Here is a 26,194-nt window from a genome sequence, read left to right on the forward strand (position 1 = left end):
ACCCGGCCTGCACGCGGCGGCCGGGCCTGGCGCGGCAGCTGTTAAACTTCCCGCCCCCTCGAGTTGCCGACCCGCATGACCCACTACGAAGGCGATCTCCGCCCCACCACCGCGCGCTTTGCGATCATCGCCAGCCGCTGGAACGCCCGCATCACCGACGTGCTGGTTGCCGGCGCACGCCAGAGCCTGGCCGGCAACGGCATCGGCGAGGACGCCATCGACGTGATCCGCGTGCCCGGCGCCTGGGAAATCCCGATCGCCGCCAACCGCGTGGCGCAGTCCGGCCAGCATGGCGCGATCATCGCGCTGGGCTGCGTGATCCGTGGCGACACACGCCACTACGAGCACGTGGCCGACCTGTGCGCCGAAGGCCTGATGAGCGTGCAGTTGCAGACCGGCGTGCCGGTGCTCAACGGCGTGCTGGCGGTGGAGCGTGTGGAAGATGCCGAGGCGCGTGCCGGCGGCAGCCACGGCAACAAGGGCGAGGAATGCGCGCTTGCGGCGCTGGAACTGGTGAATTTGATGGAGTTGTTGCCATGAGCAAGTCCGGTGGACATGCACGCCACGGCCGTCGCGACGGCATCGACCCGGTGCTGCGCTCGCGCGCGCGCCGCCGCGCCCTGCAGGCGGTGTATGCGTGGCAGATTTCCGGCGGATTCGCCAAGCAGGTGATCGCCCAGTTTGCGCATGAGCAGGCGCACGAGGTGGCCGATCTGGCGTACTTCGAAAGCCTGGTCGATGGCGTGATTGCCAATCGCGTGCAGCTGGATACCGCGCTGACGCCGTATCTGGACCGCGGCGTGGAAGAGGTCGATGCGATCGAGCGTGCAGTACTGCGCCTGGCGGCCTACGAGCTGCTGTACCGGCAGGACGTGCCGTACCGCGTGGTGATCAACGAAGCGATCGAAACCGCCAAGCGCTTCGGCTCCGAACATGGGCACACCTACGTCAATGGCGTGCTCGATCGCGCGGCGGTGGAGTGGCGCAAGGTGGAGTCGGGTGCCAGCGGCGCCTGAGCGCCGCGAGAATCGGGAGTGGGGAATCGGGAATCGTAAAAGCCTGCGTTCCCGCGATGTCCCGATGCATTTGCGATTCCCAATTCTCGATTCCCTATTCCCGCCCCGATGCCTGAATTCGATCTGATTGCCCGTCTGCGCGCGCGCATTGCCACGCGGGCCGACGTGCCGTTGGGCATTGGCGACGACGCGGCATTGCTGCAACCGCCGGCAGGCGAGCAACTGGCCATCACGGCCGATACGCTCAATGCCGGGGTGCATTTTCCGCTTGAGACGCGCGCCGACGATCTCGGCTGGAAAACGCTGGCCGTCAATCTGTCCGATCTTGCCGCGATGGGCGCGCAACCGCGCTGGTGCACGTTGTCGCTGTCGTTGCCGCACGACGATCTGGCCTGGGTGGAGGCATTTGCCGATGGCTTCTTCGCGCTGGCAGATGCGCACGAGATTGCCTTGGTCGGCGGCGATACCACGCGCGGGCCGCTGTCGTGTGCGGTGACTGCCATCGGCAGCGTGCCGCCGGGTGCGGCGCTGCGTCGCGATGGCGCGCGCGTGGGCGATGACGTGTGGGTGACCGGTGCACTCGGCGAGGCGGCGGCGGCGTTGTCGTTATGGCAGGCGGGCCAGTTGGATGTCACGCGCGTGGCGGCTGATCCGGTGCACGAACGCTGGCGTGGCCGGCTGCTGCGTCCGCAACCACGGGTGCAGGCCGGCCTGCGCTTGCGGGGTCTTGCGCACGCCTGCGTGGATGTCTCGGACGGTCTGCTGGCCGATCTGGGCCACTTGTGCGAGCGCAGCGGTGTGGGCGCACAGTTGGCGTCAGCGGCCTTGCCGGCGATGGCGCGCAGCGCGGGAATCAGCGCACTGCAATGCACCGGCTGGCAATTGGGCGGCGGCGACGATTACGAACTCTGTTTCACCGCCGCGCCACAGCACCGCGACGCCGTGCTGCAGGCGCTGGCATTTGCCGACGTCGCGGCCACGCGCCTTGGCCGGATCACGGCCGCGCCGGGCGTGGTGGTGCACGACGCCGAGGGCCATGCCTGGCAACCACCGCAGCGCGGATACCAGCATTTCGTCGGCTGACCCGTAAGGATTGCTGCAGGGCGAATGCTGCGCCGCTCGATGCGGCAGCGGCGGCGGGGTGATGCGGCGCGCAGCATCGGGTGCTTCGATCATCGCACCGAGTGACATTAGCTCGACGATTTCGTGGCCCTCACCGCGCAGCTGCAGCGCCAATTTCTCTGCTGCTTGCGCAGCGACCGCAGGCACGCTCGCCCCGGCAGCGACGCGCGTGCGCGTCGAGTCGGGCCGGGATTCGAGAATTGCGAACTGCCGTGTTCGCCACATCCGCTCGTTGCCGCTTCTCCCGCAGGTGAGAAGTGGACGTGCCCCGCCGTGCCGATCCGGATCTGAGACATGCGATTGCCTGCGCCAACGGGGACCAGGCTGGCCCTTATCTTCGACTCCTAACTCCCGACTCCCGACTCCCGACTCCCGATTCCCGATTCCCGATTCCCGATTCCCGATTCCCGATTCCCGATTCCCGATTCCCGATTCCCGATTCCCGACTCCCGATTCCCGATTCCCGATTCCCGATTCCCGATTCCCGATTCCCGATTCCCGATTCCCGATTCCCGATTCCCGGCCCTTGAGCCCCACCGTACCGTCTGGTACGTTCGCTCGGCGTTCTCCCCCGAACCACGGATGCATGGCAATCGCCGCTGGGCCATCCCGGCCCGGCCTCGCGTGGGAGAGAGCAGCATGAACAGGGTTTGGATCCGCGGCATCGCCGCCATCGCGTTGCTGGTGGCGGCGGCGTCAGCAACTGCGGGCGCTTTCAGCAAGACCTACGAGCGCATCCCCGGCTGGGACGGGGCGCCGATGGGCGCACTGGTGCTGGTGCCGCAAGGACAGGGGAGCGGGCCGTTTCCGCTGATCGTGATGCCGGCCAGCTGGTCGTTGCCCAACCTGGAATACCTCGGCCGGGCTACCCAGCTGGCCAGCGATGGCTACGTGGTCGTCAGCTACACCTCGCGCGGGTTCTGGGACTCGGCCGGGCAGATCGACATTGCCGGGCAGGACACCGTGGAAGACGTCAGTGCGGTGATCGATTGGGCATTGGCGCATACGCCCTCCAATCCCGAGGCGATCGGTGCGTCGGGCATCTCCTACGGCGCGGGCATCAGCCTGCTGGCCGCCGAGCGCGACCCGCGCATCAAGGCAGTGGCGGCGCTCAGTGGCTGGGCGGACCTGGAGGCGTCGCTGTATTCCAATCGCACCGTCAGCCAGCAGGGTGTCGGTCTGTTGGTGGGCGCAGGCGCGCTGACCGGGCGACCGGGGCCGGATCTGGCGCAGATCGGCGCACGCGTTGCGCAAGGCGATTACGACGGCGCGGTGCAGGGCTTCCTGCCGCAGGCCGCCTCGCGCAGCCCGGCCACCGAGGTGGCGGCCCTCAACGCGCGCGGCACCGCCGTTCTGCTGGGCAATGCCTTCAACGATGGGCTGTTCCCGCCGAACCAGACGATTGCCTTCTTCAATCAGCTGCGCGGCCCCAAGCAGTTGCTGCTCAGCCAGGGCGATCACGCCACCACGGAGTTGCCCGGCGCGCTGGGGCTGCCGAACGAGGTCTATACGGCAGCCACACGCTGGTTCGATCGCCATCTCAAACAGCTGCGGAACGGCGTGGACGCCGAGGCACCGGTGCGGCTGTCGCCGCGCGCCGGGCAATGGCTGGCATATGCGGATTGGGCGGCGGTGCAGCAGGGCAGCACGCGCCTGGGACTGTCTGCACCGACCGGCGTGCTCAGTCCGACCGGTGGGTTGATCGGCGGCACTGCCAGTGGCTGGCAGTCGCGCATCGGCACTGATGTGCCGACGGTGGCAGACTCCGGCGTGGTGCTGGTCAGCGGCCTGCTGCAGGGCATCGGCGTGCCGGTGACCACCTCGATTCCGCTGGTCAACCGCGCCGGTGCTGCGGTATGGGTAGGCTCGCCATCGAGCAGTACGCGGCGGCTGGCGGGCAGCCCGTCATTGCGAGTGACCGTGGCACCCAGCCAACCGAAGGTGAGCCTGTTCGCGTATCTGTATCGCATGGACGCCCTGGGCGTGGCGCAACTGATCACGCATGCGCCGTATTCGCTGCGCGATGCAACGCCCGGCCGCGCGGTGACGCTGGACTGGCAGCTGCAAGCGGCAGCAACAGAGATTCCTGCGGGGCAGCGGCTGGTACTGGTGATCGATACCCGCGATGCGCGTTACACGGATGCCAGCGACGGCGGCGGCACGGTGACATTCTCCTCGCCGGTGGCGACGCCTTCGGTGTTGAACCTGCCGCTGCGTTAATGCGTCGACCAGCGTGCGGCGCATAGCGTTTTGGAAGAGTGGGGTGGGCCTGGGTTCCGCATGCGGAGGTATCGGATGACACGCCAGGGTTCGGAGCCAGGCAACGCCATGACCTCAAGAACCTTCCGCTGGCGAATGATTGCTAGCCTGGATGATTGAGCTTCAGAGCTTCAGAGCTTCAGAGCTTTTAGAGCGTCAAAGCTGCAGCTCTGCACCGTTGCTGCAGGGCCCTTGCCCGCCCACCATCGCGGGACACGCTGCAAGTACGTCCATGTAAGCTCCGTGGCGGCATCCATGCCGCCAAGGGTCCCGCGACGGTGGGCGGGCAAGGACCGGTCAAGTTGGCTGGTTCGCAAAGTTCTCAACGAGCAACGGCAAGCCGCGACACGCTGTCTTGATTCTTCAACAAAACCACCAGCCAACTGTCTGGCGTGGTGTCCTCGCCGATTGCGGGACCGTGTGGCGGCATGGATGCCGCCACCGAGCCTCCACGGACGGATTCACGGCGTGTCCTGCAAGCGGTGAGGGCGCCGCGCGCTCGACCAGACTTGAAGATCGCCAAGTGATCGCGATAGGCGCGATGCAGTTGTCGCTACCTGGTGGCTCAATACTGGCAGATCAGGCGGAGAGCTGATCATCTTCGCCTTTGCTGCAGGGCCCTTGCCCGCCCACCATCGCGGGACACGCTGCAAGTACGTCCATGTAAGCTCCGTGGCGGCATCCATGCCGCCAAGGGTCCCGCGACGGTGGGCGGGCAAGGACCAGTCGCGTTGGTCGGTGTGCAGGCTTTCAACAGAGCAACCAGCCAACCGTGCGACGCGGTGTCTTCGCTCTTCAGTGAAACCACCAACCAACTGTCTGGCGTGGTGTCCTCGCCGCTTGCGGGACCGTGTGGCGGCATGGATGCCGCCACCGAGCCTCCACGGACGGATTCACGGCGTGTCCCGCGAGCGGTGAGGGCACCGCGCGCTCGACCAGACTTGAAGATCGCCAAGTGATCGCGATAGGCGCGATGCAGTTGTCGCTACCTGATTGCTCAATAACGGCAGATCAGGCGGAGAGCGGATCATCTGCGTCTTTACTGCAGGGCCCTTGCCCGCCCACCATCGCAGGGCACGCTGCAAGTACGTCCTTGTAGCTCCTTGGCGGCATCCATGCCGCCAAGGGTCCCGCGACGGTGGGCGGGCAAGGACCAGTCGCGTTGGTCGGCATGCAGGCTTTCGACAGAGCAACCAGCCAATTGTGCGACGCGGTGTCTTCGCTCTTCAGTGAAACCAACAACCAACTGTCTGCGTGGTGTCCTCGCTGGTTGCGGGACCGTTGGCGGCATGGATGCCGCCACCGAGCCTTCTCTGTTCGGAATGTGGCAGCGTAGGTGTCAAGGGCCTGCGTGGGCACCGCACACTCCCAGTTCTCGGCTCGACCTGGCAGGAACGTGCCTGCAGCGCATCCGCATTGCATGATTTATGCGGAATTTACGCGGCGGCCAATTCAGGTCCATAGCGACTTTACGCCGGGCAGGCAGAGACTGCGCGCAGTGGCGGAGCGGTTCCGCCGTGGACGATTCTGATGCATCCCTTGACCTGTCTGCTCCATCGGCGCGGCGCGCACGGTGCGGCAGCGCTTTGCCGTGTTGGCACGCGCCCGTTGCCTGCGCCGTCGCACCTCGCATCCATCGCGACGCGCTGTGCGCGTCTGGGGGAGTAGCCCATGCCTGCCTGGATGTCCCTGTTGTGCGGCGTGGCCGTACTCGTTGCTGCGGCCTACCTGTTGTACGTGGTGCTGCGGCCCGAAGACTTCTGATGCGAGTGCGCTCCAATGAGTGAAACCTTTCTTGTCTATGCGCTGGCCATCGTGCTGGCGTGGCCCCTGGGCCGTTATCTGGCTGCGGTGATGCGCGGCGCGCCGATGCGCGGCGATGCGTTATTCGGCTGGATCGAGCGTCCGCTGTATGCCTTGCTCGGCACGCGTCCGCAGCAGGGCATGTCGTGGCGCGGCTACAGCGTGGCCTTTCTGCTCAGCAATCTGGCCGTCGGCGTGCTGACCTGGGTGGTGTTCATGACCCAGGCCTGGCTGCCGTTCAACCCGGACGGCATCGCGAACCTGCGCTGGGATACGGCGCTGCACACCATGGTGTCGTTCGTCACCAACACCAACCAGCAGCATTATTCCGGTCAGGCGCAGCTGTCGTATCTGGCGCAGATGACCGGCATCGTCGGTCTGCAAGTGGTGACGCCGATGATGGGCCTGGCGTTGGCGGTGGCCACCTTGCGCGCGTTGTTCGGTGGGCGAGTGGCCGCGGGTTTGCCCGATGCCTTGCCGGCATCGGATACGACGGCGACCACGCGGATGCAGATGGTCGCTCAGCCCGATCCGGACGCAGCACCAATGCGGCAGGGATGGCAGCAGCCGACGCCTGACGCAGCGCTTTCGCCTGACGCCGACGTGGGCAATTATTGGGCCGACGTCATCCGCGCCAGCGTGCGCGTGCTGTTGCCGCTGTGCCTGTTATGGAGCGTGCTGCTCGGCTGGCAAGGCGTGCCGTCCACCTTGCAGGGCGCGGCGACCGCAACGCCCCTGGATGGCAGTACCAGCATGCCCAGCCAGACCATTCCGGTCGGCCCGGTGGCGGCGATGGTGGCGGCCAAGCAGCTTGGTACCAACGGCGGTGGCTGGTATGGCCCCAACAGTTCGGTGGCGCTGGAAAACCCCACGCCGTTGAGCAATCTGCTTGAAACGCTCGCATTGGTATTGCTGCCGATGAGCGTGGTGTTCATGGTCGGTTCTCTGACCGGGCGCAAGCGCCTCACCGCGTTGGTGTTCGGCACCATGTTGACGATGTCCGCCGCGTCCACTGCATTGTTGCTGTGGTCCGAAGCGCACTCGGCCAGCGCGGGCTCGCCCGCACTGATGGAAGGCAAGGAAGTGCGCATCGGTGCCGATGCTTCGGCGTTGTGGGCGGCGTTGACCACGCAGACCTCCAACGGCTCGGTCAACGCGATGCACGATTCGCTGGCGCCGTTGAGCGGCCTGGTCACGTTGGTCGACATGCTGATCAACGCCATCTGGGGCGGAATCGGCTGCGGCTTGCAGCAGTTCGTGGTGTATCTGTTGCTGAGCGTGTTTCTGGCCGGTCTGATGACCGGACGTACGCCGGAATTGTTCGGCCGCAAGATCGAAGCGCGCGAAGTGCAGTTGCTTGCATTGTTGATTTTGCTGCAGCCGCTGGTGGTCTTGGGCTTCACCGCAGTGGCGCTGGCGGTGCCGGCATTCACGGCCAATTCCAATCCTGGTTTCCATGGCATCAGCCAGGTGTTCTACGAGTACACCTCGGCGTTCGCCAACAACGGGTCCGGTTTTGAAGGCTTGGGTGATGCAACCTATTGGTGGAATCTGAGCTGCTCGGCGGTGTTGGCGCTGGGACGGTATCCGGCGTTGATCCTGCCGCTGATGGTGGCCGCGCGCATGGCAGTGAAGCGGCGCGCACCGGAGTCGGCCGGCAGCCTGCAGGTCGAGACGCCTACCTTTGCGCTGACCCTGATGGCCATCGTGCTGGTGCTGACCGTGCTGCAGTTCATGCCGGCACTGGTGCTGGGTCCTATCGCTGAACACCTCGCCCTGGCGGCGTCCTGAGAGTCTTGAGCAATGTCTACGATCGATACGACTGAAAAACGCGCGCGCGGCGACGCGGCGTTGTTCGACGCTACCGTGCTGATGGCGGCGATGCGCGCGGCCTTCATCAAGCTGTCGCCGCGGCATCTGCTGCGCAGCCCGGTGATGGCGGTGGTGATGGGCGGCACGTTGCTGGCCGCGGTGATCACCGCCAGCGGGCATGGCAATGCAGGCTTCGGCTGGGCGGTGACGGCGATCCTGTTCGTCACCGTGTTGTTCGGCAATTTCGCCGAGGCCATTGCAGAAGCGCGTGGCCGCGGCCAGGCCGCCTCGTTGCGGCGTGCGCGCAAGGATCTGGTGGCACGCCGGATGGAAACCGCACTGGGCGGGCGCGAGACGCGCGTGCCCGCCGCCGAGCTGCGGCCGGGCGATTATGTGATGGTGTCCGAAGGCGAATTCGTACCGGCCGATGGCGAGATCGTGCGTGGCGTTGCAACGATCAACGAAGCAGCGGTGACCGGCGAATCGGCACCGGTGCTGCGCGAGGCGGGCACCGACCGCAGCGGTGTGATCGGCGGCACGCGCGTGCTCTCCGACGAGATCGTGTTCAAGGTCACCGCCGAACCCGGCCAGAGTTTCCTGGATCGCATGATCGCGCTGGTGGAAGGCGCCAACCGGCAGAAGACGCCCAACGAAATCGCGCTGACCTTGTTGCTGGCCGCGATGACGCTGACCTTCCTGATCGTGGTGGCCTCGTTGCCGGCGATTGCCGGGTTCGTCGGCGTCACGCTGGATCCGTTGCTGCTGATCGCACTGCTGGTGTGCCTGATCCCGACCACCATCGGTGGCTTGTTGCCGGCGATCGGCATTGCCGGCATGAACCGCGCGCTGTCGGCCAATGTGCTGGCCAAATCCGGCAAGGCAGTGGAGGTGGCCGGCGACGTGGATGTGTTGCTGCTCGACAAGACCGGCACCATCACCTACGGCGATCGGCAGGCCACTGCGTTTCATCCGTTGGCCGGCATCGACCGTGCGCAACTGCGCGATGCGGCGATGCTGGCCTCGTTGGCCGATCCGACGCCGGAAGGCAAATCCATCGTCAAGCTGGCGCGTCAGCAAGGTGCCGTGGCGGTCGAGCCCGAGGGTGCACATTTCATCGCCTTCACTGCGCAGACGCGCATGTCCGGTGTGGATCTTGCTGGGCGCACTATCCGCAAAGGCGCCGGCGATTCCATCGTGGCGTATGTGCAGGGCATGGGCGCCACGGTGTCGCCGGAATTGCACGGGCGTATCGAAGAAGTCGCACGTGGCGGTGCCACCCCGCTGGTGGTGGCCGAAGGCCGGCATGTACTCGGTGTGGTCGAACTGAGCGATGTGGTCAAGCAGGGCATCAAGGAAAAGTTCGCGCAGCTGCGTGCGATGGGCATCAAGACGGTAATGATCACCGGCGACAACCCGCTCACCGCCGCTGCCATTGCCGCCGAAGCCGGCGTGGACGACTACATCGCCCAGGCGCGCCCGGAAGACAAGCTGGCCCGCATCCGCGCCGAGCAGGCCGGTGGGCGGCTGGTGGCGATGGTCGGCGACGGCACCAACGATGCACCGGCGCTTGCCCAGGCCGACGTGGGCCTGGCGATGAACTCCGGCACGCAGGCGGCCAAGGAGGCCGGCAACATGGTGGACCTGGATTCGGATCCGGCCAAGCTGCTGGCGGTGGTGGAAGTGGGCAAGCAGCAACTGATCACGCGCGGCGCGTTGACCACGTTCTCGCTGGCCAACGATGTGTCCAAGTATTTCGCGATCCTGCCGGCGCTGTTTGCCGCCGCCATCCCGTCGATGGCCGCGCTCAACGTGATGCAGCTATCGAGCCCACGTCACGCGGTGCTGGCAGCGTTGATCTTCAATGCCCTGATCATTCCGGCGTTGATTCCGCTGGCCTTGCGCGGCGTGCGGTTTCGTCCGTCCAGCGCCACCGCGTTGTTGCGCCGGAACATGCTGATCTACGGGCTGGGCGGCGTGCTGCTGCCGTTTGCCGCCATCAAATTGATCGACCTGGCGCTTGCCGCCACCCTGGGTGCCTGAGCCATGACCACATCTTCCATCACCACTGCCACCACACTGCCCTTGCGCGATGACGGCGCAGTACGCGCATCGATCGTGCTGGCGCTGTTTATCTTGTTGGGATTAGGCCTGGCCTACTCGCTGATCGCCACCGGCATCACCGGTGCGCTGTTTCCGGCCCAGGCGCACGGCTCGCTGCTGCGCCAGGACACGCGCGTGATCGGGTCGGCCCTGGTCGCCCAGCCCTTCAGCGATGCGCGCTACTTTCAGCCGCGCCCGTCGGCGGCCAAGTACGACCTCACCGCCGCCGCCGGCAGCAACCAGGCGCGCTCCAACCCGGACCTGCAGGCGCGCATTGCCGCCACCCGGGCCGAGGTCGCCGCGCGCGACGGCATCGCCCCGGACGCAGTGCCCGGCGAACTGCTGACCCAGTCCGGCAGCGGCCTGGACCCGCACCTGAGCCCTGCCGGCGCACAGGTGCAGGTGCGCCGCATCGCCGCCGCCCGCGGCTGGCCGGAACCACGCGTCAGCGCGCTGCTGCAGGCTGCTATCGAGCCACCCCAGTTCGGCCTGCTCGGCCAGCCGCGAGTGAATGTGCTGGCGCTGAACCTCGCATTGGATGCGGCGGGAAGTGGCGAAGCTGGAAGCGACGGCGAAGCAAAGCACCCGCACTAGAAGCGATGCTTGTAGCCTTTACGAATCTCCAATCACCAATCTCCAATCCCGGCCTCCATGCCCGACGCCCGCACCCAGCAAGCCGACGCGCTGATCGGCGAATTACAGCGCGAACACGGCGGGCGCCTGACGGTGTTCCTGGGCGCCGCACCCGGCGTGGGCAAGACCTACGCCATGTTGTCGCGGGCGCGCGAGCGGCTGCGCCAGGGCATGGATGTGGTGGCCGGGGTGGTGGAAACCCACGGGCGTAGTGAAACGGCCGCCTTGCTGGACGGCTTGCCGCTGCTGCCGCGCGCCCGCGTGAGCTATCAGGGGAGGGTGCTGGAAGAACTGGACCTGGATGCACTGCTGGCGCGCAAGCCGCAGCTGGCGCTGATCGACGAGCTGGCCCACCGCAATGTGCCGGGCAGCCGCCACGAGCGGCGCTGGCAGGACATCGTGGAACTGCTCGATGCCGGGATCGACGTCTATACCACGGTCAACATCCAGCACCTGGAAAGCCTCAACGACATCGTGCTGCGCATCACCGGTGTTCGCGTGTCCGAAACGGTGCCCGATGCGGTGTTCGACCGCCTGCGCGATATCGTGCTGGTGGACCTGCCGCCACGCGAACTGATCGAGCGCCTGCAGCAGGGCAAGGTGTATCTGCCCGAACAGGCCACGCAGGCGCTGCAGGCGTTTTTCTCGCCTTCCAACCTCACTGCATTGCGCGAGCTGGCGATGCAGACCGCCGCCGACCGTGTCGACAGCGATCTGCGCGACACCCAGGCCGCACGCGGCTTGCCCGGCACCGCTGCGTTGCGGCGCCGCGTGGTGGTGGCCATCGACGGGCGTGGCAGCTCGGATTATCTGGTGCGGGTGGCGCGGCGGCTGTCGGAACGGCGCGATGCGCCCTGGACGGTGGTGACGGTGCAGACACGCACCGTGGCCGATGCCCACTGGCAGCTGGAGATCGACCGCGCCTTCGCGCTCACGCGCCGCCTCGGCGGCGATACCGCGCTGCTGCATGGCGCCAATGTCGCCGACGCCTTGCTGGATTTCGCCGCGCAAAACGGCATCTCCACCCTGGTGCTGGGGCGCACCCGCGAACGCCCGCTGGCGCGCATGTTCAACCGCACCCTGACCCAGCAACTGCTGCAACGTGGCGCGCATTACGAGCTGGTCATCGTCAGCTCCGCCGATGCGCGCGCACGCGCGCGGCAGCGCTGGCGTAACCCACGCCAATGGCTGCAACGCTACGACCTGGCGTTCGCCGCAATCGCTGCGGCAGGCGCGGTGGCGGTGGCGTGGTTGCTGCAGCGCTGGACCGACATCGACGACCTGTCGATGGTGTTCATCGTGGCGGTGGTGTTGGTGGCATCGCGCACGCGCATGGCGGCCGCCGTGATCGCGGCGCTGCTGAGTTTTGTCGCCTACAACTTCTTCTTCATCGAGCCGCGCTTCACCCTGCACATCAGCGCGCGCCAGGGCGTGGTGACGGTGTGTTTGTTCCTGATTGCCGCGCTGGTCGCCGGCCGGCTGGCCTCGCGCCTGCGCAGCCAGGTGCTGGCCTTGCGCGCGGCCAATGCGCACGCCAACGCGCTGCAAGCGCTGGGCCGCCAGCTCAGCACCGCCGCCGATCTGGGCCAGGTGCTCGAAGCCGGCCGTCGCGCCCTGGCCACCGCGCTGGATGCCGAGGTCTGGCTGCGCCTGGAGCAGCGCGAAAGCGAGGTGCCCACCAGCTTCGGTGCGCTCGATCGCAGCGCGGCAGACTGGACCCAACGCCATGGCCAACCGGCTGGCCGTTTCACCGACACCCTGGCCGGCGCGCAGTGGTGGTGCCTGCCGGTGCGCCACGAGCGGGGCACCCTGGGCGTGGCCGCGCTGCGCTTTCGGCAGGCCGTACAGCGGCCCGGCCTGGAGCAACGCCGCCTGGCCGAAGCGATGGTGGAAGACATCGGGCAGGCCGCGCTGCGCACGCGCCTGGTGGCCGATCTGGAAGGCGCGCGCGTCAGCGGCGAAACCGAGCGGCTGCGCTCGGCCTTGCTGTCGTCGGTCTCGCACGATCTGCGCTCGCCGCTGGCCTCGATGATCGGCTCGGCCAGCAGCCTGGCCAGCTACGGCGATGCGATGGACGCGCAGGATCGCCACGCGCTGCTCGACACCATCCAGCTCGAAGGCGAGCGGCTGGATCGCTATATCCAGAACCTGCTCGACATGACCAAGCTCGGCCACACCGGGCTCACCTTGAATCGCGACTGGATCGGCGTGGACGAGTTGATCGGCTCGGCCACCCGCCGCCTGCAGCGCTACCAGCCGGAAGTGCGCCTGCAACTGGATCTGGCGGCCGAGCTGCCGGCCATCTGGGTACACCCGGCGCTGGTCGAACAGGCCATCTTCAACGTGCTGGAGAATGCGGCGAAATTTTCGCCGCCCGGCGTGCCGGTCACCGTGCATGCACAGCTGCGTGCCGGCGCTCTTCAGATCGATATCGGCGACCAGGGCCCGGGCATTCCCGAGGACGAACGCGCGCGCATCTTCGACATGTTCTACAGCGTGGAGCGCGGCGACCGCGGGCGCAACGGCACCGGGCTGGGCCTTGCCATCTGCCAGGGCATGATCGGCGCGCATGGCGGCAGCGTGCAGGCATTGGCCGGCGCACATGGTCACGGCACCACGATCCGCATTACGCTGCCGTTGCTCGTCCCTGCCGCGCCACCTCGCCCCGATGCCGACTGACACTACTGCCATCCCGCCCGCCCGCGTGCTGATCGTCGACGACGAGCCGCAGATCCGTCGCTTTCTGGACATCAGCCTGCGTGCGCAGGGCTACCGCGTGCTGCAGGCCGGCACCGCCGAAGAAGGCCTGGCCACGCTGGCCGGGCAGGGCGCCGAACTGGTGGTGCTGGACATCGGTCTGCCCGACCGCGATGGGCACGAGGTGCTGCGCGAAATCCGCCAGTGGTCAAGCGTGCCGGTGATCATGCTCACCGTGCGCGCCGGCGAAACCGAAAAGGTCGCCGCCCTCGACGCCGGCGCCAACGATTACGTGACCAAACCGTTCGGCGTGCAGGAACTGATGGCACGCATCCGCGCCTTGCTGCGCCAGGCCGGCGCCGGCAGCACGGTGGAAGAAAGCGTGTTCGACGATGGCCGCCTGCATATCCATCTGGGCCTGCGCGAAGTCACGCTGGCAGGCGAGCCCGTGCCGCTGAGTCGCAAGGAATACGCCTTGCTCGCATTGCTGCTCAAGCACGCAGGCCGCGTGGTTACCCAGCCGCAACTGCTACGCGAAGTGTGGGGTCCCACACACGAAGAAGACACCCACTACCTGCGCATCCTGGTCGGCAAACTGCGCCAGAAACTGCACGACGATGCCGCCGATCCGCACTACATCGTCACCGAACCCGGCGTGGGGCTACGCTTTATCGGTGTGACGCGCTGAGGCAGGTGTACTGCCATCCCTGCCGCGCCAAGTTGCTGCAAGCAGCAAGGTGGCGTCTTTCCCGGTGCTGTCACTGCGAGTGAGCCGATGCGAGCGGCGCAGTGTGGTGCGTCGATAGCGGCACCAACACGGACGCCGTGTGCATCGCGAGCGCATAGCTCCGCGCTTGCCGGTACGCGCTGCAGTGTCGCAGGCGCGCAACCTCATTCCAGCGGCGGCAGCACCTTGCCCGGATTCAGGATCCCATCCGGATCCAGCGCGGCCTTGATCGCGCGCATCGCCGCCAGTGTGGGTGCGCTGAACGCCTGCGTCATGAAATCGCGCTTGGCCACGCCGATGCCGTGTTCGCCGGAGAGCGTGCCTTCCAGCGACAGCACCAATGCGAACAGCCGCGGCAATGCCGCGTGCGCGCGTGCGTCTTCGCTGGCATCGGCCGGGTCGTACATGATGTTGACGTGCAGGTTGCCGTTGCCTGCGTGGCCGAAGGCGACGATGGGCAGCGCGAATTCCGCAGCAAGCGCTTCCACGCCGGCCACCAGCGCGGGAATGCGCGACACCGGCACCACAACGTCTTCATTGATCTTGCCGGGCTTGATCGTGCGTAGTGCGGGCGACAGCGCGCGGCGCGCAGCCCACAATTTGTCGCGCGCGCTGCCGTCGGCGGCGATGTCCAGACTCAGCACGCCCTCGCCATTGGCGGCGTCATGCAGTGCCTGCAATGCGTAAGGCAGGGTGTCGTAATCGCCGTCGGCTTCGATCAGCAACATGGCGCCGGCGTCGGGCACATCGCTGCCATTGCGGCGTAGCAGTGCAATGGCACTGGCATCCATGAATTCCAGCATGGTCGGCGTGGTCGGCTGCGCCATGATGCGCGACACCGCGGCCGCAGCGCTGGACGCATCGCGGTACAGCGCGCGCAAGCCGGCTTGTGCGATGGCGCGTGGCGTCAGTTTCAAGGTCGCTTCGACGATGATCGCCAGGGTGCCTTCACTGCCTACCAATAGATGGGTGAGGTCGTAGCCGGTGGAATTCTTGGTGTATGCGCCGCCGCAGCGGATCACCTCGCCGGTGCCGGTCACCGCCACCAGGCCAAGCACGTTGTCGCGGGTGGCGCCGTACTTCACCGCGCGCGGGCCGCCGGCGTTGGTGGATAGATTGCCGCCGACGCTACAGATCTCCGCACTGGAGGGGTCCGGCGGCCAGAACAGGCCGTGCGGCTGCAACGCCTGTTGCAGGTCGCCATTGAGCACGCCGGGCTGCACCACGGCGCAGCGGTCTTCCGGGCGCAACGCAACGATGCGATTCATGCGCGCCATCGACACCACCACGCCGCCGGAAAACGGCACCGCCGCGCCGGTGGTGCCGGTGCCGGCGCCGCGCGCCACGATCGGCACGCTGTGCGCGCGGCAGGCCTGCACAATCGCCACCACATCTGCAGTATCGCGCGGCAAGGCGACGGCGGCGGGCAATGCCCAGCGGCGCGAATCGTCTTCGCCATAGCGGCGGCGCGCATCGTCGCCTGTCAACCAGCCCTCGGCACCGAGGCGCGCGGCCAGCAGATCGGCCAGTGCAGCGGGAAGTACGTCGGTCATCGCATCTGATCCTTTGGTGGCGTGCGCTGGATGCATCTCCAGCCCAGCACGGCGACGGTGAGCGGCAGCCAGACCCAGCGCAGCTCGGAGCGCAGCGTGTCCGGGCCGCGCGCGTTGAAGAAGCCGCTGGCGAACGGCGACACGCGAATGGGCCGCCACGGTGCGAACCAGCGTGTCTGGTCCCACGGCCAGCCCAGTGCCACGCCCAGGCCGCCGGAGGTCAGCGCATCCAGCAACGGGTGCGATGCGGCGCAGACGAACAAAAACACAGCCGCCTGCACGGCATCGGCACGCAGCAGGCGATGCGCCGCGCCCCCGAGCAACGCCATCACTGCGGCGAACAACAGCGAGTGGCTGGCACCGCGATGGCCGAACGCGTCGGCATACGGGATGTGCAACGCAAACGCCGCCACGTCGGTGTCGGGCAGCATCGCCGCCAGCACACCGGCAGCCAGCAGGCGTGGCGAGACGCGGCCGCGTTCACTGGCGCACCAGAGCGCCAGCGGCACCGCAGCGTGGGTCATGATGGTCGGCATCGAACGTCGGTAATGGCGTGGGTAGCGAGCGTCGGGCGTGGTCAGCAATCGTCGGCGCGGAACGCGTCGCGGATCCAGTGCAACACCGGCGGTTCGCCCCTGGCGTCGACCACATCGAAGCGGCACGGCAGCGCCGCCAGCGCGGGGTGATGGACAAGAAACAATTGCGCGGCCAGTACCAGCTTGCGGCGCTTGCGCACATCCACCGAAGCCGCGCCGCCGCCGAAGCGGTCGTCGCGCCGGTAACGCACTTCCACAAACACCAGCGATTGCCCGTCGCGCATCACCAGATCCAGTTCGCCGCCGCGGTAGTTGGCATTACTCACCACCAGCCGCAGACCGGCCTGCTCCAGCATGACGCGTGCAGCCGCTTCCACTGCCGCACCGCGCCGCTGACGCGCAGCCGGCATGGCCTCAGCGGCCGTCGGCGATCGGCGTCGGGCGGCCACCGTTGAAGGTGGACCAGGCCGGCGTGCGCAACACATTGCCGAAGCCATCCAGATGCAGGGTGCCGGTGGCGCCGCGCAGGCCGCCGTCGGTGCCGGTGGCGAGTTTCTCCAGATACGCGCTGATCTTCCAGGCGTCGTAGCCGAACGCGAACAGGCGGGCGGCCGGGCCGCGTGCGCTGGGCAGGGTGCTGGCCACCTGGCTGGCTGCCGGAAGACCGGAGACACCGAGCGCAGTCCAGGTTTCGCTCGGGTAGACGATGCCGTCCAGTGCCAGGTCGTCTTCGACCTTGCCGGTACCGGCCACCAGCTGCGAGGTGCCCACGCGCGACTTGCCGGCAAACCCGCTCAGCGCCAGCTGTGGGGCCAGCGCACGCGCGGTGTTGCCGCGTACCGCCAGGAACACCGCATCGGCGGTGCCGTAGTTACGCAATTGCGCGCCGATGTCGCCCGGCGCATCGGCCACGCTGATGCTGCCGGCCACCGTGCCGCCGCGTTCGCTGAAACGGTCGCGGAAGGCCTTGATGGTGCGCTTGCCGTTGTCGTCGCTGGTGCCGACGATCAGCACGTTGCGGCGCTCGCGCGAGAGCAGGTATTCGGCGGCCATGATGCCGTCGTCTTCCGGCGCCAGCGAGAAGCCGGCACTGCCGGTGGGCGGCGCCTTGTTGTCGGTGGGGCGGTTGAGCGCCAGCACCGGCACGGCGAGCTGGCCGCGTGCGAACAGGGCGCTCACTTCATCGCGGCCCAAGGGGCCGACCACGTAATCGACACCGGCGCTCACCGCTTTGTCGTAGGCGGCATTGGCACCGGCCGCAGTGCCGGCGGTGTCGAAGAATTGCACTTCCGGGCGGCGGCGGGTCTCGGCGTAATAGCCAGCCAGCAGGCCGTCGCGCACCGGGGCTGAAGCGGTGGCCAGGCTGCCGGTAAGCGGTAACAGCACACCCAGCTTGACCGGTGGGCGGTAGCCATCGCGCTCGGCGGGCGGGCGCTTGCTGGTGTCGAAGCCCCACTGCGCATCGCGCTCGAACGCGCGCGGCAGCCCCAGCCCGCGGCTGATCAACGCGCGGCCGGCAAAGTTGTACAGCGGGTCGCCGGCCGGCAGCGCGGCGGTGCGGCCCTTGAGGGTGGCATCGTCCAGTGCGGCCAGCAGGCGCACGATGGCGCGCTGGTTGTCGCTGCGCGCGGTGCCGGTCAGGCTGGCATCGGCGCGCGCGCGGTCGGCGGCGGCGCCGAACAGGTCGCCGGTGGCTTCCAGTGCGGCGGCGTGGGCCACCAGCCAGCGCGTCTGCAGCGGCTGCGGCAATCCGTGCGGGCTGTCGCCCAACGCCTCCAACGCCTGCGCGCCCTGCTTGTCGAGCACCGCCAGCTCGCCGGTGAGCAGCCCGAAGCGGGCACGCTCTTCGCCGCTGAGATGGCGCGCGTTGACCTGCGCCAGCAGCGTGCGGGCACGCGCATCGTCGCCGGCGTCGTGCCAGCCGAACGCGGCGGCAGCCAGCAGCCGGCTGCGCTGCGCGCCACTGGCACCGGCGGCTTCGGCTTCCAGCTGCTGCGCCGCATCGCGCGGCTTGCCCTGGTCCAGCAGCGCCAGCGCCGCGCTCTGCGTGGGCGAGGCGGTCTGGGTCACGCTGCTGGTGGCGCAGCCGGCGGCCAGCATCACCAGCAGCGACAGGGCGGAGATCCTTGCAACACGCTTGTTCATTTCAGATCCATTGGACAGGGGCCGCCTGGGCGGCCCGTTGAAAACCGCTACGATTCTACCCTTTGCCCCCGGAAGACCGCTGATGACGTCCCCTGGAACCCTGCACGTGGTCGCCACGCCGATCGGCAACCTGGCCGACCTGTCGCCGCGCGCGCAGGAGGTGCTGCGTGGCGTGGCCGCGATCTGCGCCGAAGACACCCGCCACACCCGGCAATTGCTCAGCCATTTCGGTATCGACCGCCCGCTGCTGGCCCTGCACGACCACAACGAAGAAGCGATGTCCGAGCGCATCGTGGCGCGCCTGGGCGAGGGCGAATCGCTGGCCATCGTCAGCGACGCCGGCACCCCGCTGGTCAGCGACCCGGGTTTCAAGCTGGTGCGCGCCGCCCGTGCTGCCGGCATCAAGGTCAGCCCGGTGCCGGGCGCCTGCGCGGCGATCGCCGCGCTGAGCGTGGCCGGCCTGCCCAGCGACCGCTTCGGCTTCGAAGGCTTCCTGCCGGCCAAGAGCGCCGCGCGCCGCGAACGCCTGGCGCGGCTGGCCGGCGAGACCCGCACCCTGGTGTTCTACGAGTCGTCCCACCGCATCGTCGAGTCGCTGGCCGACCTGCGCCTTGCCTTCGGCGATGACCGACCGGCCGTGATCGCCCGCGAGCTGACCAAGCTGTTCGAAACCGTGCTCGACGGCAGCCTGGCCGAGCTGCAGGCCCGGGTCGAAGCCGACGACAACCAGCGCAAAGGCGAGTTCGTGGTGATGGTGCAAGGCGCCGCCGACGCCGCCGACGGCCAGCTCGCCGAAGGCCGCCGCGTCTACGCCAAGCTCGCCGAACACCTGCCGCCGTCCACTGCGGCCAAGCTCGCCGCCGAGCTGACCGGCGCGCCGCGCAAGGCGTTGTATGGCGGCTGATGCGGTCCTCGCAGGAGCATGCCTGGAAGCGACGGTGGTTGGTCGGTACCGCCTCTCGCGCCCGGGTGCGCTCCTACAAAGCAATGGTCAGCTTGAAATCGCCGTGCCGTTTCGCATGGCGGCGATAGCGTAGAATGCGCCCCGGCGGAGTCGGCCAGACAGTCGCGTCACTCGCAAGAGTGCCGAGGAAAGTCCGGGCTCCATAGGGCAAGGTGCCAGGTAACGCCTGGGCGGCGCAAGCCGACGGAAAGTGCAACAGAAAGATACCGCCTACGTCCCTCGTCACCCCTCTGCCGCCACTGAAGCATGTCGGCGATGCGCAGCATCGCCAATTGCGTTCGGAGGCTGCAGAGGGGTGGCGAGGGGCCGGTAAGGGTGAAATGGTGCGGTAAGAGCGCACCGCGAGTCCGGTAACGGACCGGCACGGCAAACCCCACCTGGAGCAAGACCAAATAGGGATCCATTGGCGTGGCCCGCGCTGGATCCGGGTAGGTTGCTTGAGCGCTGCGGTGACGTAGCGCCTAGACGAATGACTGTCCACGACAGAACCCGGCTTATCGGCCGGCTCCGCCGCCTTGCTTTGGGCATCGCCCAAAGCTAAGGTGCCCACGTTTCGTACCGCCTACGGCGGTACAAAACGCGGGTCCCGCTCCGGGCATGCCACATCCCCCGCGGCTGTCGCCGCGCCCCCTTGACTCAAGGGGGCTTGCAGATAGGTGGTTGGCCGGGGCACTGCGCACCAAGTGATCAACTCCCTTCCACCGCTTGCAGCGGTAGGTGCTTGGCTCCCTTCCACCGCTTGCGGGGGAAGGTGCCCGAAGGGCGGATGGGGGCCAGCATGCCGTGCCGCCTGCAGCGGTATACAACGCAGGTCCCGCTCCGGGCATGCCACATGCCCCGCGGCTGTCGCCGCACTCCCTTGACTCAGGGGGCTTGCAGATAAGTGGTTGGCCGCGGTGCCTGCACGTAACCTGGATCGACTCCCTTCCACCGCATGCAGCGATAGATGCTCGGCTCCCTTCCACCGCTTGCGGGGGAAGGTGCCCGAAGGGCGGATGGGGGCAGCATTTCGTGCCGCCTGTAGCGGTACACAACGCAGGTCCCGCTCCGGGCATGCCACATCCCCCGCGGCTGTCGCCGCGCTCCCTTGACTCAAGGGGGCTTGCAGATAAGTGGTTGGCCAGGGTGCCTGCACGTGACCTGGATCAACTCCCTTTCACCGCATGCAGCGATAGGTGCTCGGCTCCCTTCCACCGCTTGCGGGGGAAGGTGCCCGAAGGGCGGATGGGGGCGAGCTTTTCGCTCTGGCGTCATGGCGGCAAATCGGGCGTCAAGCGCTGAGATGCTGGATCAGTGGATGCTTCTGCGTGCGCAACCTGCCGCGATCTGCGTCATGGGCGTCTCGCTCACGCTGCAGTTGCCAGCGTGCTACCTAACCGAACGAGCGGGTGAACAGCTCGTCCAGGGCGTCGACGATGCGTTGCCCTTCGTCCCTCAACGAACCCGCCGGGTGGGTGAGTACCGAGAGCGGTACCGAGGTCATTTCCAGTGGTTGCAGCACGACGCGCTGGCCGGCGACGACGAATTCGGGGGTGAAGCGGGAGGGGGTCGGGGAGTGCGCGGAGGCGATGACCAACGGTACGACGACGCGGCGGGGGGAGGCATCGAAGATTTTCGATTGGACGGCCACAACATAAGGAATGTTCTTGTTGCGTCCGACGTTGGCGTAGATATCGAACTGGTCGGTCACAGGGTGGAGAACTCGTCGGCGAAGGCGCCGTGCGCGTCGGTGAAGGCCTTCCATTCGCTTGCGGCGCGTTGCAACTCCATCGCCCGGGCGCTGTGGCTGTCGCGCTCCTTCGTCACGTACTCGGCCAGCAGTTCCTCCACCTTTGCCGACAGGTTGCCGGTCATGGCGCGGGCCTGGGCGGCCAGGTCGGCATTGATGGTCAGGTTGAGGGGTTTTTTGGGTGCGGAGCTATCGTAATAACGGCTCATGACGGGCCTCCTGCGGTCATGCGCACGCTATGCGCATGATTCTGGGCTGTCAATGCGTGCCAGCGATGTCCAGCCGTGTTTCGCCTTGGAAGATGCCGTTCGGGCCGAAGCGGCGTTCGTGGATGAAGCCGCGGCCTTGGTGGTCCACGGCAACGATCGTACTGGCGCGGGTGCCGTAGCTGGCGCCACTGATAAACGCCGCCGAGAGCAGGCGCTCGGTGGCCAGGTCCACGCCGGTGTGGGGAAGGGCGTGGTCGGGCGCAGTGTCCGGGTTGCCCAGGGCCGTCCACAGCGGCTGCAGATCGCCGCTGGCGTCCTCGCACCAGGCGCGCAGGGCATCGGTCAGGGCATTGGTCTTGGGCCAGTGCGCGTCCAGCGGCCCGTTGGACATGCCGTGGATACCGGGTGCCAGGTGGCGCGCCAGCGGCGGATGGTTGCTGAGGTGCTCGCAGTGCTCTGCATCGCACAGCAGCAGGTTGAACGGTGGGAACTCGTGCGCCGCGGCGGCCAGGTCGCCCGCGTAGGCGCGGGCATCCAGGGTGCCGCTCAGGTAGTCGGCAATCAGATGTCCGCGCGAGCGTCCCGAACTGCTGGCCAGCGGGTCGCGCACATTGGTCACCACCGCGACACGGCCATCGCTGCCCAGCCCGACCCAGCTGCCGCCCGAGCGCAGGTCGCGACCGGCCAGCACGCCGTCGGCCGGTGCGGCCCAGCGCGCCAGGGCCGCAGTGGGACGCTCGTGGAATTCATCGCGGTTGCCGGCCAGCAGCAGGCGCCAGCGCGGGTGGGTTTTCCAGGCGAGAGCGACCAGGCACATGGCATCGATTGTCCTCTCTTTGCGCAGTTGAGATATGCAGCTGGCGCAATGTGAAGTGAGACGAGGGTCGGGTTTACATGCCCTTCACGCCCCTGAACTTTCGTTCAATCTCAAAATCTGAGACGAAACAGCAACTTGTGGATAAGCTTTGAACAAGTCTCTAAAGAGTGCTGCAACTCATTGATGCGACTGGCGATTTATGACCCGGAAAACTGTTGACAACCTTTGACGCGCTGCTAAGGTGGGCATCGGAGGGAAAACCAGGTGTTTTGTGGTTTTTCGTGGTTCAATGATCCCCCAGCGGGTATTCGAGGTTGCATTCGGTGTTTCAGGGCGAGACTGCCATCACGGTGGACGACAAGGGACGCATGGCGGTGCCAACCGCATATCGCGACCTGGTCGCGCGCGTGAGCGGCAACCGCCTGGTACTCACCTACAACCCGTTCGAAGCCGGTTGCCTGTGGCTGTACGCGGAGAAGGAGTGGGAGCGGGTGCGCGACGATGTGATGTCCAAGCCCAACACCCAGCGCGTGGTCCGCACGCTGCAGCAGAAACTGGTGGGTTCCTCGGCCGTGCTGGAGCTGGACGCCAATGGCCGTCTGAGCATCCCGGCCAGCCATCGCAACGCGGTCGGCATCGAAAAAAAGGCCGTGCTGCTGGGCATGGGCGACAAGTTCGAACTCTGGAGCGAGCAGGCACATCGCGCACTGATCCAGCAGACACTGTCTGACGGGGATCTGGGCGATGAATTGCTCGATCTCAGGTTGTGAGCCGGGGTGCCCGGATGCGCGGTGAAGCGCAGCCCGGTCACCCGGTGTCGCAGCCGCCGGCGGCCCATGTGCCGGTGCTGTACACGCAGGTTCTGGATGGCCTGCAGGTGACCGAAGGCGGAACCTATCTCGATGGCACGTTCGGGCGTGGCGGACACGCACGTGGCGTGCTGGAACACCTTGGCCCGGGAGGTCGACTGCTGGTGATGGACAAGGACCCTGAAGCGATCGCGGTGGCCGAACAGGCGTTCGGTGGCGATGCGCGCGTGTCCATCCATCGCGGCAGCTTCGCCGGCCTTGGCCAGGTGGTCGCCGCGGCGACCGTCGACGGCATTCTGCTGGACCTGGGCGTGTCCTCGCCGCAGCTGGACGTGGCCGGGCGCGGTTTCAGTTTCGGCAAGGACGGCCCGCTGGACATGCGCATGGACCCGGACAGCGGCCAGAGCGCGGCGCAGTGGCTGGCCCACGCCAGCGACCGCGAGATTGCCGATGTGCTGTGGACCTATGGCGAAGAACGCCAGAGCCGCCGCATCGCGCGCGCCATCGTGGCGCGTCGTGCCGAGCAGCCGCTGCTGCGCACCGCGCAGCTGGCCGACCTGATCGCCTCGGTGATGCCGCGCGGCGACAGCAAGACCCACCCGGCCACGCGCAGCTTCCAGGCGATCCGCATCCACATCAATCGTGAGCTGGCCGACTTGGAAGCCGGGCTGGACGCGGCCCTGAGCGCACTCAAGCCGGGCGGCCGGCTGGCGGTGATCAGCTTCCATTCGCTGGAAGACCGCATCGTCAAGCAGTTCATGGCCCGCTACGCCAAGGCCCCGCCAAGCAACCGCCGCCTGCCCGAAGCGCAACCCTTCGTACCGACGCTGCAACTGGTCAGCGGCGCGATCAAGGCCGACGACGCCGAACTGGGCATCAACCCGCGCGCGCGCAGCGCGGTGTTGCGGGTAGCCGAGAAGCTGGCGGGACCCGGGACCCGGGACCCGGGACTCGGTGACAGCAGGCGCAACGGCGACGGCGATGAAGATCGGGCCGCCTCGGCTGCTCGCTTTTTTCGGGTCCCGAGTCCCGAGTCCCGGGTCCCGAACACGCTCCTCCGGAGCGTGCCATGAGCCGCTTGCTCCTCATCGTGCTGCTGGCCTGCAGCATCGCCTCGGCGATCGGGGTGGTGTACATGCGCCACATGCATCGCAAGCTGTTCGTGCAGCTGTCCAAGCTCGAACACACGCGCGACGAGTTGAACATCGAATTCGGCCGGTTGCAGCTGGAGCAGGCCACCTGGGCGGAAAGCAATCGTGTCGATCAGGTCGCGCGTGCGCGCATCGGGATGAAGTTCCCGGAGACCAACGACATCGTGGTGGTGCGCCCATGACGAATTCGCGCGACAGCCGTTTTGCACGGCCAAGCTTTTTGCAGGGAGGTATGCGGTGAAGGCTGGTCGCAACCGCCCCCGCAGCAATTTCAACCTGCGCGGCCGCCTCACCTTGGTGGGCGTGGCGCTGGGGCTGTGCTCGGTCACCCTGATCGGCCGGGCGGCCTATGTGCAGCTGGTCAACCGCGATTTCTATCAGCGCCAGGGCGAAGCGCGTTACCTGCGTGAACTGCCGATCGCCACCTCGCGCGGCATGATCACCGACCGCAACGGCGAGCCGCTGGCGGTGTCCACGCCGGTGGAATCGATCTGGGTCAATCCGCAGGAACTGCTGCGCAACCCGGACCGCATTCCCGAGCTGGCCAAGGCGCTCGGCCAGCCGTTGGACGAGCTGAACGCCAAGCTGGCGCAGAAGGCCGGCAAGGAGTTCATGTACCTGCAGCGCCGGATCAATCCGGACAAGGCACATGCGATCGTCGATCTGAAGATCCCGGGCGTGTTTTCGCAGCGCGAGTTTCGTCGCTTCTATCCGCAAGGCGAAGCGATGGCCCACGTGCTGGGCTTCACCAACATCGACGACCGCGGCCAGGAAGGTCTGGAGCTGGCGTTCGACGAGTGGTTGCGCGGCAAGCCCGGCTCCAAGAAGGTGGTGCGCGATGCGCGCGGCGCCATCGTGGAGAGCGTGGATCTGGTGCGTCCGGCGCAGCCGGGCAAGGACCTGACCCTGAGCATCGACCGCCGCATCCAGTTCCTGGCCTACAAGGAACTGCGCAACGCGCTGGTCGAAAACAATGCGGCCGGCGGGTCGATGGTGGTGATGGACGTGGCCACCGGCGAAGTGTTGGCCATGGTCAACCTGCCGACCTACAACCCCAATTCGGTGACCGGGATCAATCCGTCGGCGCGGCGCAATCGCGCCGTCACCGACCTGGTGGAGCCGGGCTCGACGATGAAGCCGCTGACCGTGGCTACCGCGCTGACTGCCGGCGTGGTGACCAAGGACACCGTCATCGACACCAACCCCGGCTTCATGTCGGTGGGGCGTTTCACCATCCGCGATGTGCCGCGCAACAACGGCGTGCTCAACGTCACCGGCGTGATCACCCGCAGCTCGAATATCGGCGCGGCCAAGATCGCGGCCAAGGTGCCGGACCAGACCTTCTATCAGTCGATCCGCAACTTCGGGTATGGCAGCGCACCGCACAGCGGGTTCCCCGGCGAATCGTCCGGTGTGGTGCTGCAGCCGGCACGCTGGAGCGGCCCGTCCAAGACCACGATGTCGTACGGCTACGGCCTGTCGGTGACGCCGCTGCAGATCGCGCAGGCCTACGCCACGCTGGGCAACGGCGGCAAGCTGACGCCGCCGACCTTCGTGCGCGGCCAGCACAACGAAACCCGCCAGGTGGTGACGCCGGAAGTAGCGCGGCAGGTCATCGACATGATGGAAACCGTGGTCACCCAGGGCGGTGCCAAGGGCGCGGCGATCCTGGGCTATCACGTGGCCGGCAAGACCGGTACGGCACGCAAGAACGGCGCCAACGGCTACGAGCGCGGGCACTACAACGCGCTGTTTGCCGGCCTGGTGCCGGCCACGCGCCCGCGCTTTGCCACGGTGATCGTGATCAACGATCCGCAGGGCAAGGTGTATTACGGCGGCCTGGTCTCCGCGCCGGTCTTCCATCGCGTGATGGAAGGTGCGCTGCGCCTGATGGACGTGCCGCCGGACGATATCCAGTCGTGGCTGGCCGCGCAGGCCGCCGGCAAGACCGGCCAGCCGATCGTCAAGCCGCAGCCGGTCGATCTTGATCCGGCGCTGGTACCTGACCCGGTGGACGAAGTCTCGGCCGGTATTCCGACCGCCGCCGCGCCGCCGCCGGCCGCGCCTGCATCCGCGCAGCCCGCGCCGCTGCAGGAGAGCCGCCAGTGAGCC

22 protein-coding genes and 1 other RNA gene are annotated in these 26,194 nt (G+C 67.3%); 16 read left to right on the forward strand and 7 right to left on the reverse strand.

From position 1 onward, the window contains the following. The first annotated feature begins 75 nt into the window (after window positions 1-75). From ribH to ACCQ12_RS04035, 10 genes are all read left to right on the forward strand, one after another. Complete coding sequence (gene ribH / locus ACCQ12_RS03990; protein WP_003490334.1) at window positions 76-540, forward strand: 6,7-dimethyl-8-ribityllumazine synthase; 465 nt, start codon at window positions 76-78, stop codon at window positions 538-540. Continuing rightward, window positions 537-1,016 (forward strand): transcription antitermination factor NusB, encoded by a 480-nt coding sequence (gene nusB, locus ACCQ12_RS03995; protein ID WP_372383003.1) that lies wholly within the window; start codon window positions 537-539, stop codon window positions 1,014-1,016. Before ribH ends, nusB begins: the two co-directional genes overlap by 4 nt. A gap of 108 nt (window positions 1,017-1,124) precedes the next feature. After that, window positions 1,125-2,099, forward strand: coding sequence for a thiamine-phosphate kinase (thiL, locus tag ACCQ12_RS04000; protein WP_166750295.1), 975 nt, complete (start codon window positions 1,125-1,127; stop codon window positions 2,097-2,099). A gap of 678 nt (window positions 2,100-2,777) precedes the next feature. Beyond that, window positions 2,778-4,358 carry a CocE/NonD family hydrolase gene (locus tag ACCQ12_RS04005; RefSeq protein WP_372383004.1) on the forward strand — a complete coding sequence of 527 codons (1,581 nt, stop codon included), beginning with the start codon at window positions 2,778-2,780 and terminating at the stop codon, window positions 4,356-4,358. Window positions 4,359-6,068: 1,710 nt separating this feature from the next. Next, window positions 6,069-6,161 (forward strand): potassium-transporting ATPase subunit F, encoded by a 93-nt coding sequence (locus ACCQ12_RS04010; RefSeq protein WP_039408212.1) that lies wholly within the window; start codon window positions 6,069-6,071, stop codon window positions 6,159-6,161. A gap of 15 nt (window positions 6,162-6,176) precedes the next feature. Next, window positions 6,177-7,991, forward strand: a complete 1,815-nt coding sequence (kdpA, locus tag ACCQ12_RS04015) for a potassium-transporting ATPase subunit KdpA (RefSeq protein ID WP_372383005.1) — start codon at window positions 6,177-6,179, stop codon at window positions 7,989-7,991. Between the two features lie 12 nt (window positions 7,992-8,003). Then, complete coding sequence (gene kdpB, locus ACCQ12_RS04020; protein WP_372383006.1) at window positions 8,004-10,052, forward strand: potassium-transporting ATPase subunit KdpB; 2,049 nt, start codon at window positions 8,004-8,006, stop codon at window positions 10,050-10,052. Window positions 10,053-10,055: 3 nt separating this feature from the next. After that, window positions 10,056-10,706, forward strand: coding sequence for a potassium-transporting ATPase subunit KdpC (gene kdpC, locus ACCQ12_RS04025; RefSeq protein WP_166743904.1), 651 nt, complete (start codon window positions 10,056-10,058; stop codon window positions 10,704-10,706). Between the two features lie 57 nt (window positions 10,707-10,763). Next, window positions 10,764-13,424, forward strand: coding sequence for a DUF4118 domain-containing protein (locus tag ACCQ12_RS04030; protein WP_166750291.1), 2,661 nt, complete (start codon window positions 10,764-10,766; stop codon window positions 13,422-13,424). After that, complete coding sequence (locus ACCQ12_RS04035) at window positions 13,414-14,130, forward strand: response regulator (protein WP_179453703.1); 717 nt, start codon at window positions 13,414-13,416, stop codon at window positions 14,128-14,130. Before ACCQ12_RS04030 ends, ACCQ12_RS04035 begins: the two co-directional genes overlap by 11 nt. A gap of 203 nt (window positions 14,131-14,333) precedes the next feature. Here the strand turns inward: ACCQ12_RS04035 and ACCQ12_RS04040 are convergent, their stop codons facing one another. From ACCQ12_RS04040 to ACCQ12_RS04055, 4 genes are read right to left on the reverse strand one after another with little or no spacing between them, the layout of a single operon-like run. Continuing rightward, window positions 14,334-15,722: an FAD-binding oxidoreductase gene (locus ACCQ12_RS04040; protein WP_372383007.1), complete on the reverse strand. Its 1,389-nt coding sequence runs from the start codon at window positions 15,720-15,722 to the stop codon at window positions 14,334-14,336. Next, window positions 15,719-16,258 carry a metal-dependent hydrolase gene (locus ACCQ12_RS04045; RefSeq protein WP_372383008.1) on the reverse strand — a complete coding sequence of 180 codons (540 nt, stop codon included), beginning with the start codon at window positions 16,256-16,258 and terminating at the stop codon, window positions 15,719-15,721. Before ACCQ12_RS04045 ends, ACCQ12_RS04040 begins: the two co-directional genes overlap by 4 nt. Before the next feature lie 41 nt (window positions 16,259-16,299). Continuing rightward, entirely contained in the window at window positions 16,300-16,668 is a 369-nt protein-coding gene (locus ACCQ12_RS04050; RefSeq protein WP_372383009.1) for a YraN family protein, read from the reverse strand. A gap of 4 nt (window positions 16,669-16,672) precedes the next feature. Beyond that, window positions 16,673-18,403, reverse strand: a complete 1,731-nt coding sequence (locus ACCQ12_RS04055; protein ID WP_372383010.1) for a penicillin-binding protein activator — start codon at window positions 18,401-18,403, stop codon at window positions 16,673-16,675. Window positions 18,404-18,485: 82 nt separating this feature from the next. Here ACCQ12_RS04055 and rsmI point away from each other — a divergent pair, with 82 nt between their 5' ends. Beyond that, the gene (rsmI, locus tag ACCQ12_RS04060; protein WP_047697623.1) at window positions 18,486-19,307 is read left to right on the forward strand and encodes a 16S rRNA (cytidine(1402)-2'-O)-methyltransferase; all 822 of its coding nucleotides are present in this window, start codon (window positions 18,486-18,488) and stop codon (window positions 19,305-19,307) included. Between the two features lie 146 nt (window positions 19,308-19,453). Next, window positions 19,454-19,880: RNase P RNA component class A (gene rnpB / locus ACCQ12_RS04065), an RNA gene on the forward strand. Between the two features lie 859 nt (window positions 19,881-20,739). On the opposite strand, the gene ACCQ12_RS04070 is transcribed toward rnpB, so the two are convergent. From ACCQ12_RS04070 to ACCQ12_RS04080, 3 genes are read right to left on the reverse strand one after another with little or no spacing between them, the layout of a single operon-like run. Then, window positions 20,740-21,057, reverse strand: a complete 318-nt coding sequence (locus ACCQ12_RS04070) for a CcdB family protein (protein ID WP_372383011.1) — start codon at window positions 21,055-21,057, stop codon at window positions 20,740-20,742. After that, window positions 21,054-21,305 (reverse strand): type II toxin-antitoxin system CcdA family antitoxin, encoded by a 252-nt coding sequence (locus ACCQ12_RS04075; protein ID WP_047697619.1) that lies wholly within the window; start codon window positions 21,303-21,305, stop codon window positions 21,054-21,056. Before ACCQ12_RS04075 ends, ACCQ12_RS04070 begins: the two co-directional genes overlap by 4 nt. Before the next feature lie 49 nt (window positions 21,306-21,354). Further along, a complete protein-coding gene (locus tag ACCQ12_RS04080) occupies window positions 21,355-22,122 on the reverse strand; it encodes an NRDE family protein (RefSeq protein WP_372383012.1) in 768 nt (255 codons plus the stop codon). Between the two features lie 323 nt (window positions 22,123-22,445). Here ACCQ12_RS04080 and mraZ point away from each other — a divergent pair, with 323 nt between their 5' ends. Genes mraZ through ACCQ12_RS04100 form a run of 4 tightly spaced genes read left to right on the forward strand, consistent with a single transcriptional unit; the run spans window position 22,446 to window position 26,191 of the window. Then, the gene (gene mraZ / locus ACCQ12_RS04085) at window positions 22,446-22,892 is read left to right on the forward strand and encodes a division/cell wall cluster transcriptional repressor MraZ (RefSeq protein WP_003485296.1); all 447 of its coding nucleotides are present in this window, start codon (window positions 22,446-22,448) and stop codon (window positions 22,890-22,892) included. A gap of 14 nt (window positions 22,893-22,906) precedes the next feature. Next, window positions 22,907-24,004: a 16S rRNA (cytosine(1402)-N(4))-methyltransferase RsmH gene (gene rsmH / locus ACCQ12_RS04090; RefSeq protein ID WP_372383550.1), complete on the forward strand. Its 1,098-nt coding sequence runs from the start codon at window positions 22,907-22,909 to the stop codon at window positions 24,002-24,004. Then, on the forward strand, window positions 24,001-24,264 hold the full coding sequence (gene ftsL, locus ACCQ12_RS04095) for a cell division protein FtsL (RefSeq protein WP_005991913.1): 264 nt from the start codon (window positions 24,001-24,003) through the stop codon (window positions 24,262-24,264). The genes rsmH and ftsL overlap by 4 nt, the downstream gene beginning before the upstream one ends. 55 nt (window positions 24,265-24,319) lie before the next feature. Beyond that, on the forward strand, window positions 24,320-26,191 hold the full coding sequence (locus ACCQ12_RS04100; RefSeq protein WP_047697612.1) for a peptidoglycan D,D-transpeptidase FtsI family protein: 1,872 nt from the start codon (window positions 24,320-24,322) through the stop codon (window positions 26,189-26,191). Window positions 26,192-26,194 lie beyond the last annotated feature (3 nt).

This window comes from Xanthomonas sp. NCPPB 1068 (genome assembly GCF_041479385.2).
Lineage (GTDB): Bacteria > Pseudomonadota > Gammaproteobacteria > Xanthomonadales > Xanthomonadaceae > Xanthomonas > Xanthomonas cannabis.

Excerpts from the sequence above, each read along its gene's own strand:
- kdpC (WP_166743904.1), top strand. The coding sequence starts at position 10,056 with ATGACCACATCTTCCATCACCACTGCCACCACACTGCCCTTGCGCGAT.
- kdpA (WP_372383005.1), top strand. The coding sequence starts at position 6,177 with ATGAGTGAAACCTTTCTTGTCTATGCGCTGGCCATCGTGCTGGCGTGG.
- ftsL (WP_005991913.1), top strand. The coding sequence starts at position 24,001 with ATGAGCCGCTTGCTCCTCATCGTGCTGCTGGCCTGCAGCATCGCCTCG.
- rsmI (WP_047697623.1), top strand. The coding sequence starts at position 18,486 with ATGACGTCCCCTGGAACCCTGCACGTGGTCGCCACGCCGATCGGCAAC.
- ACCQ12_RS04005 (WP_372383004.1), top strand. The coding sequence starts at position 2,778 with ATGAACAGGGTTTGGATCCGCGGCATCGCCGCCATCGCGTTGCTGGTG.
- nusB (WP_372383003.1), top strand. The coding sequence starts at position 537 with ATGAGCAAGTCCGGTGGACATGCACGCCACGGCCGTCGCGACGGCATC.
- ACCQ12_RS04010 (WP_039408212.1), top strand. The coding sequence starts at position 6,069 with ATGCCTGCCTGGATGTCCCTGTTGTGCGGCGTGGCCGTACTCGTTGCT.
- ACCQ12_RS04045 (WP_372383008.1), bottom strand. The coding sequence starts at position 16,258 with ATGCCGACCATCATGACCCACGCTGCGGTGCCGCTGGCGCTCTGGTGC.
- ACCQ12_RS04080 (WP_372383012.1), bottom strand. The coding sequence starts at position 22,122 with ATGTGCCTGGTCGCTCTCGCCTGGAAAACCCACCCGCGCTGGCGCCTG.
- ACCQ12_RS04050 (WP_372383009.1), bottom strand. The coding sequence starts at position 16,668 with ATGCCGGCTGCGCGTCAGCGGCGCGGTGCGGCAGTGGAAGCGGCTGCA.
- rsmH (WP_372383550.1), top strand. The coding sequence starts at position 22,907 with ATGCGCGGTGAAGCGCAGCCCGGTCACCCGGTGTCGCAGCCGCCGGCG.
- ribH (WP_003490334.1), top strand. The coding sequence starts at position 76 with ATGACCCACTACGAAGGCGATCTCCGCCCCACCACCGCGCGCTTTGCG.
- kdpB (WP_372383006.1), top strand. The coding sequence starts at position 8,004 with ATGTCTACGATCGATACGACTGAAAAACGCGCGCGCGGCGACGCGGCG.
- ACCQ12_RS04040 (WP_372383007.1), bottom strand. The coding sequence starts at position 15,722 with ATGACCGACGTACTTCCCGCTGCACTGGCCGATCTGCTGGCCGCGCGC.
- ACCQ12_RS04075 (WP_047697619.1), bottom strand. The coding sequence starts at position 21,305 with ATGAGCCGTTATTACGATAGCTCCGCACCCAAAAAACCCCTCAACCTG.
- ACCQ12_RS04030 (WP_166750291.1), top strand. The coding sequence starts at position 10,764 with ATGCCCGACGCCCGCACCCAGCAAGCCGACGCGCTGATCGGCGAATTA.
- ACCQ12_RS04035 (WP_179453703.1), top strand. The coding sequence starts at position 13,414 with ATGCCGACTGACACTACTGCCATCCCGCCCGCCCGCGTGCTGATCGTC.
- ACCQ12_RS04055 (WP_372383010.1), bottom strand. The coding sequence starts at position 18,403 with ATGAACAAGCGTGTTGCAAGGATCTCCGCCCTGTCGCTGCTGGTGATG.
- thiL (WP_166750295.1), top strand. The coding sequence starts at position 1,125 with ATGCCTGAATTCGATCTGATTGCCCGTCTGCGCGCGCGCATTGCCACG.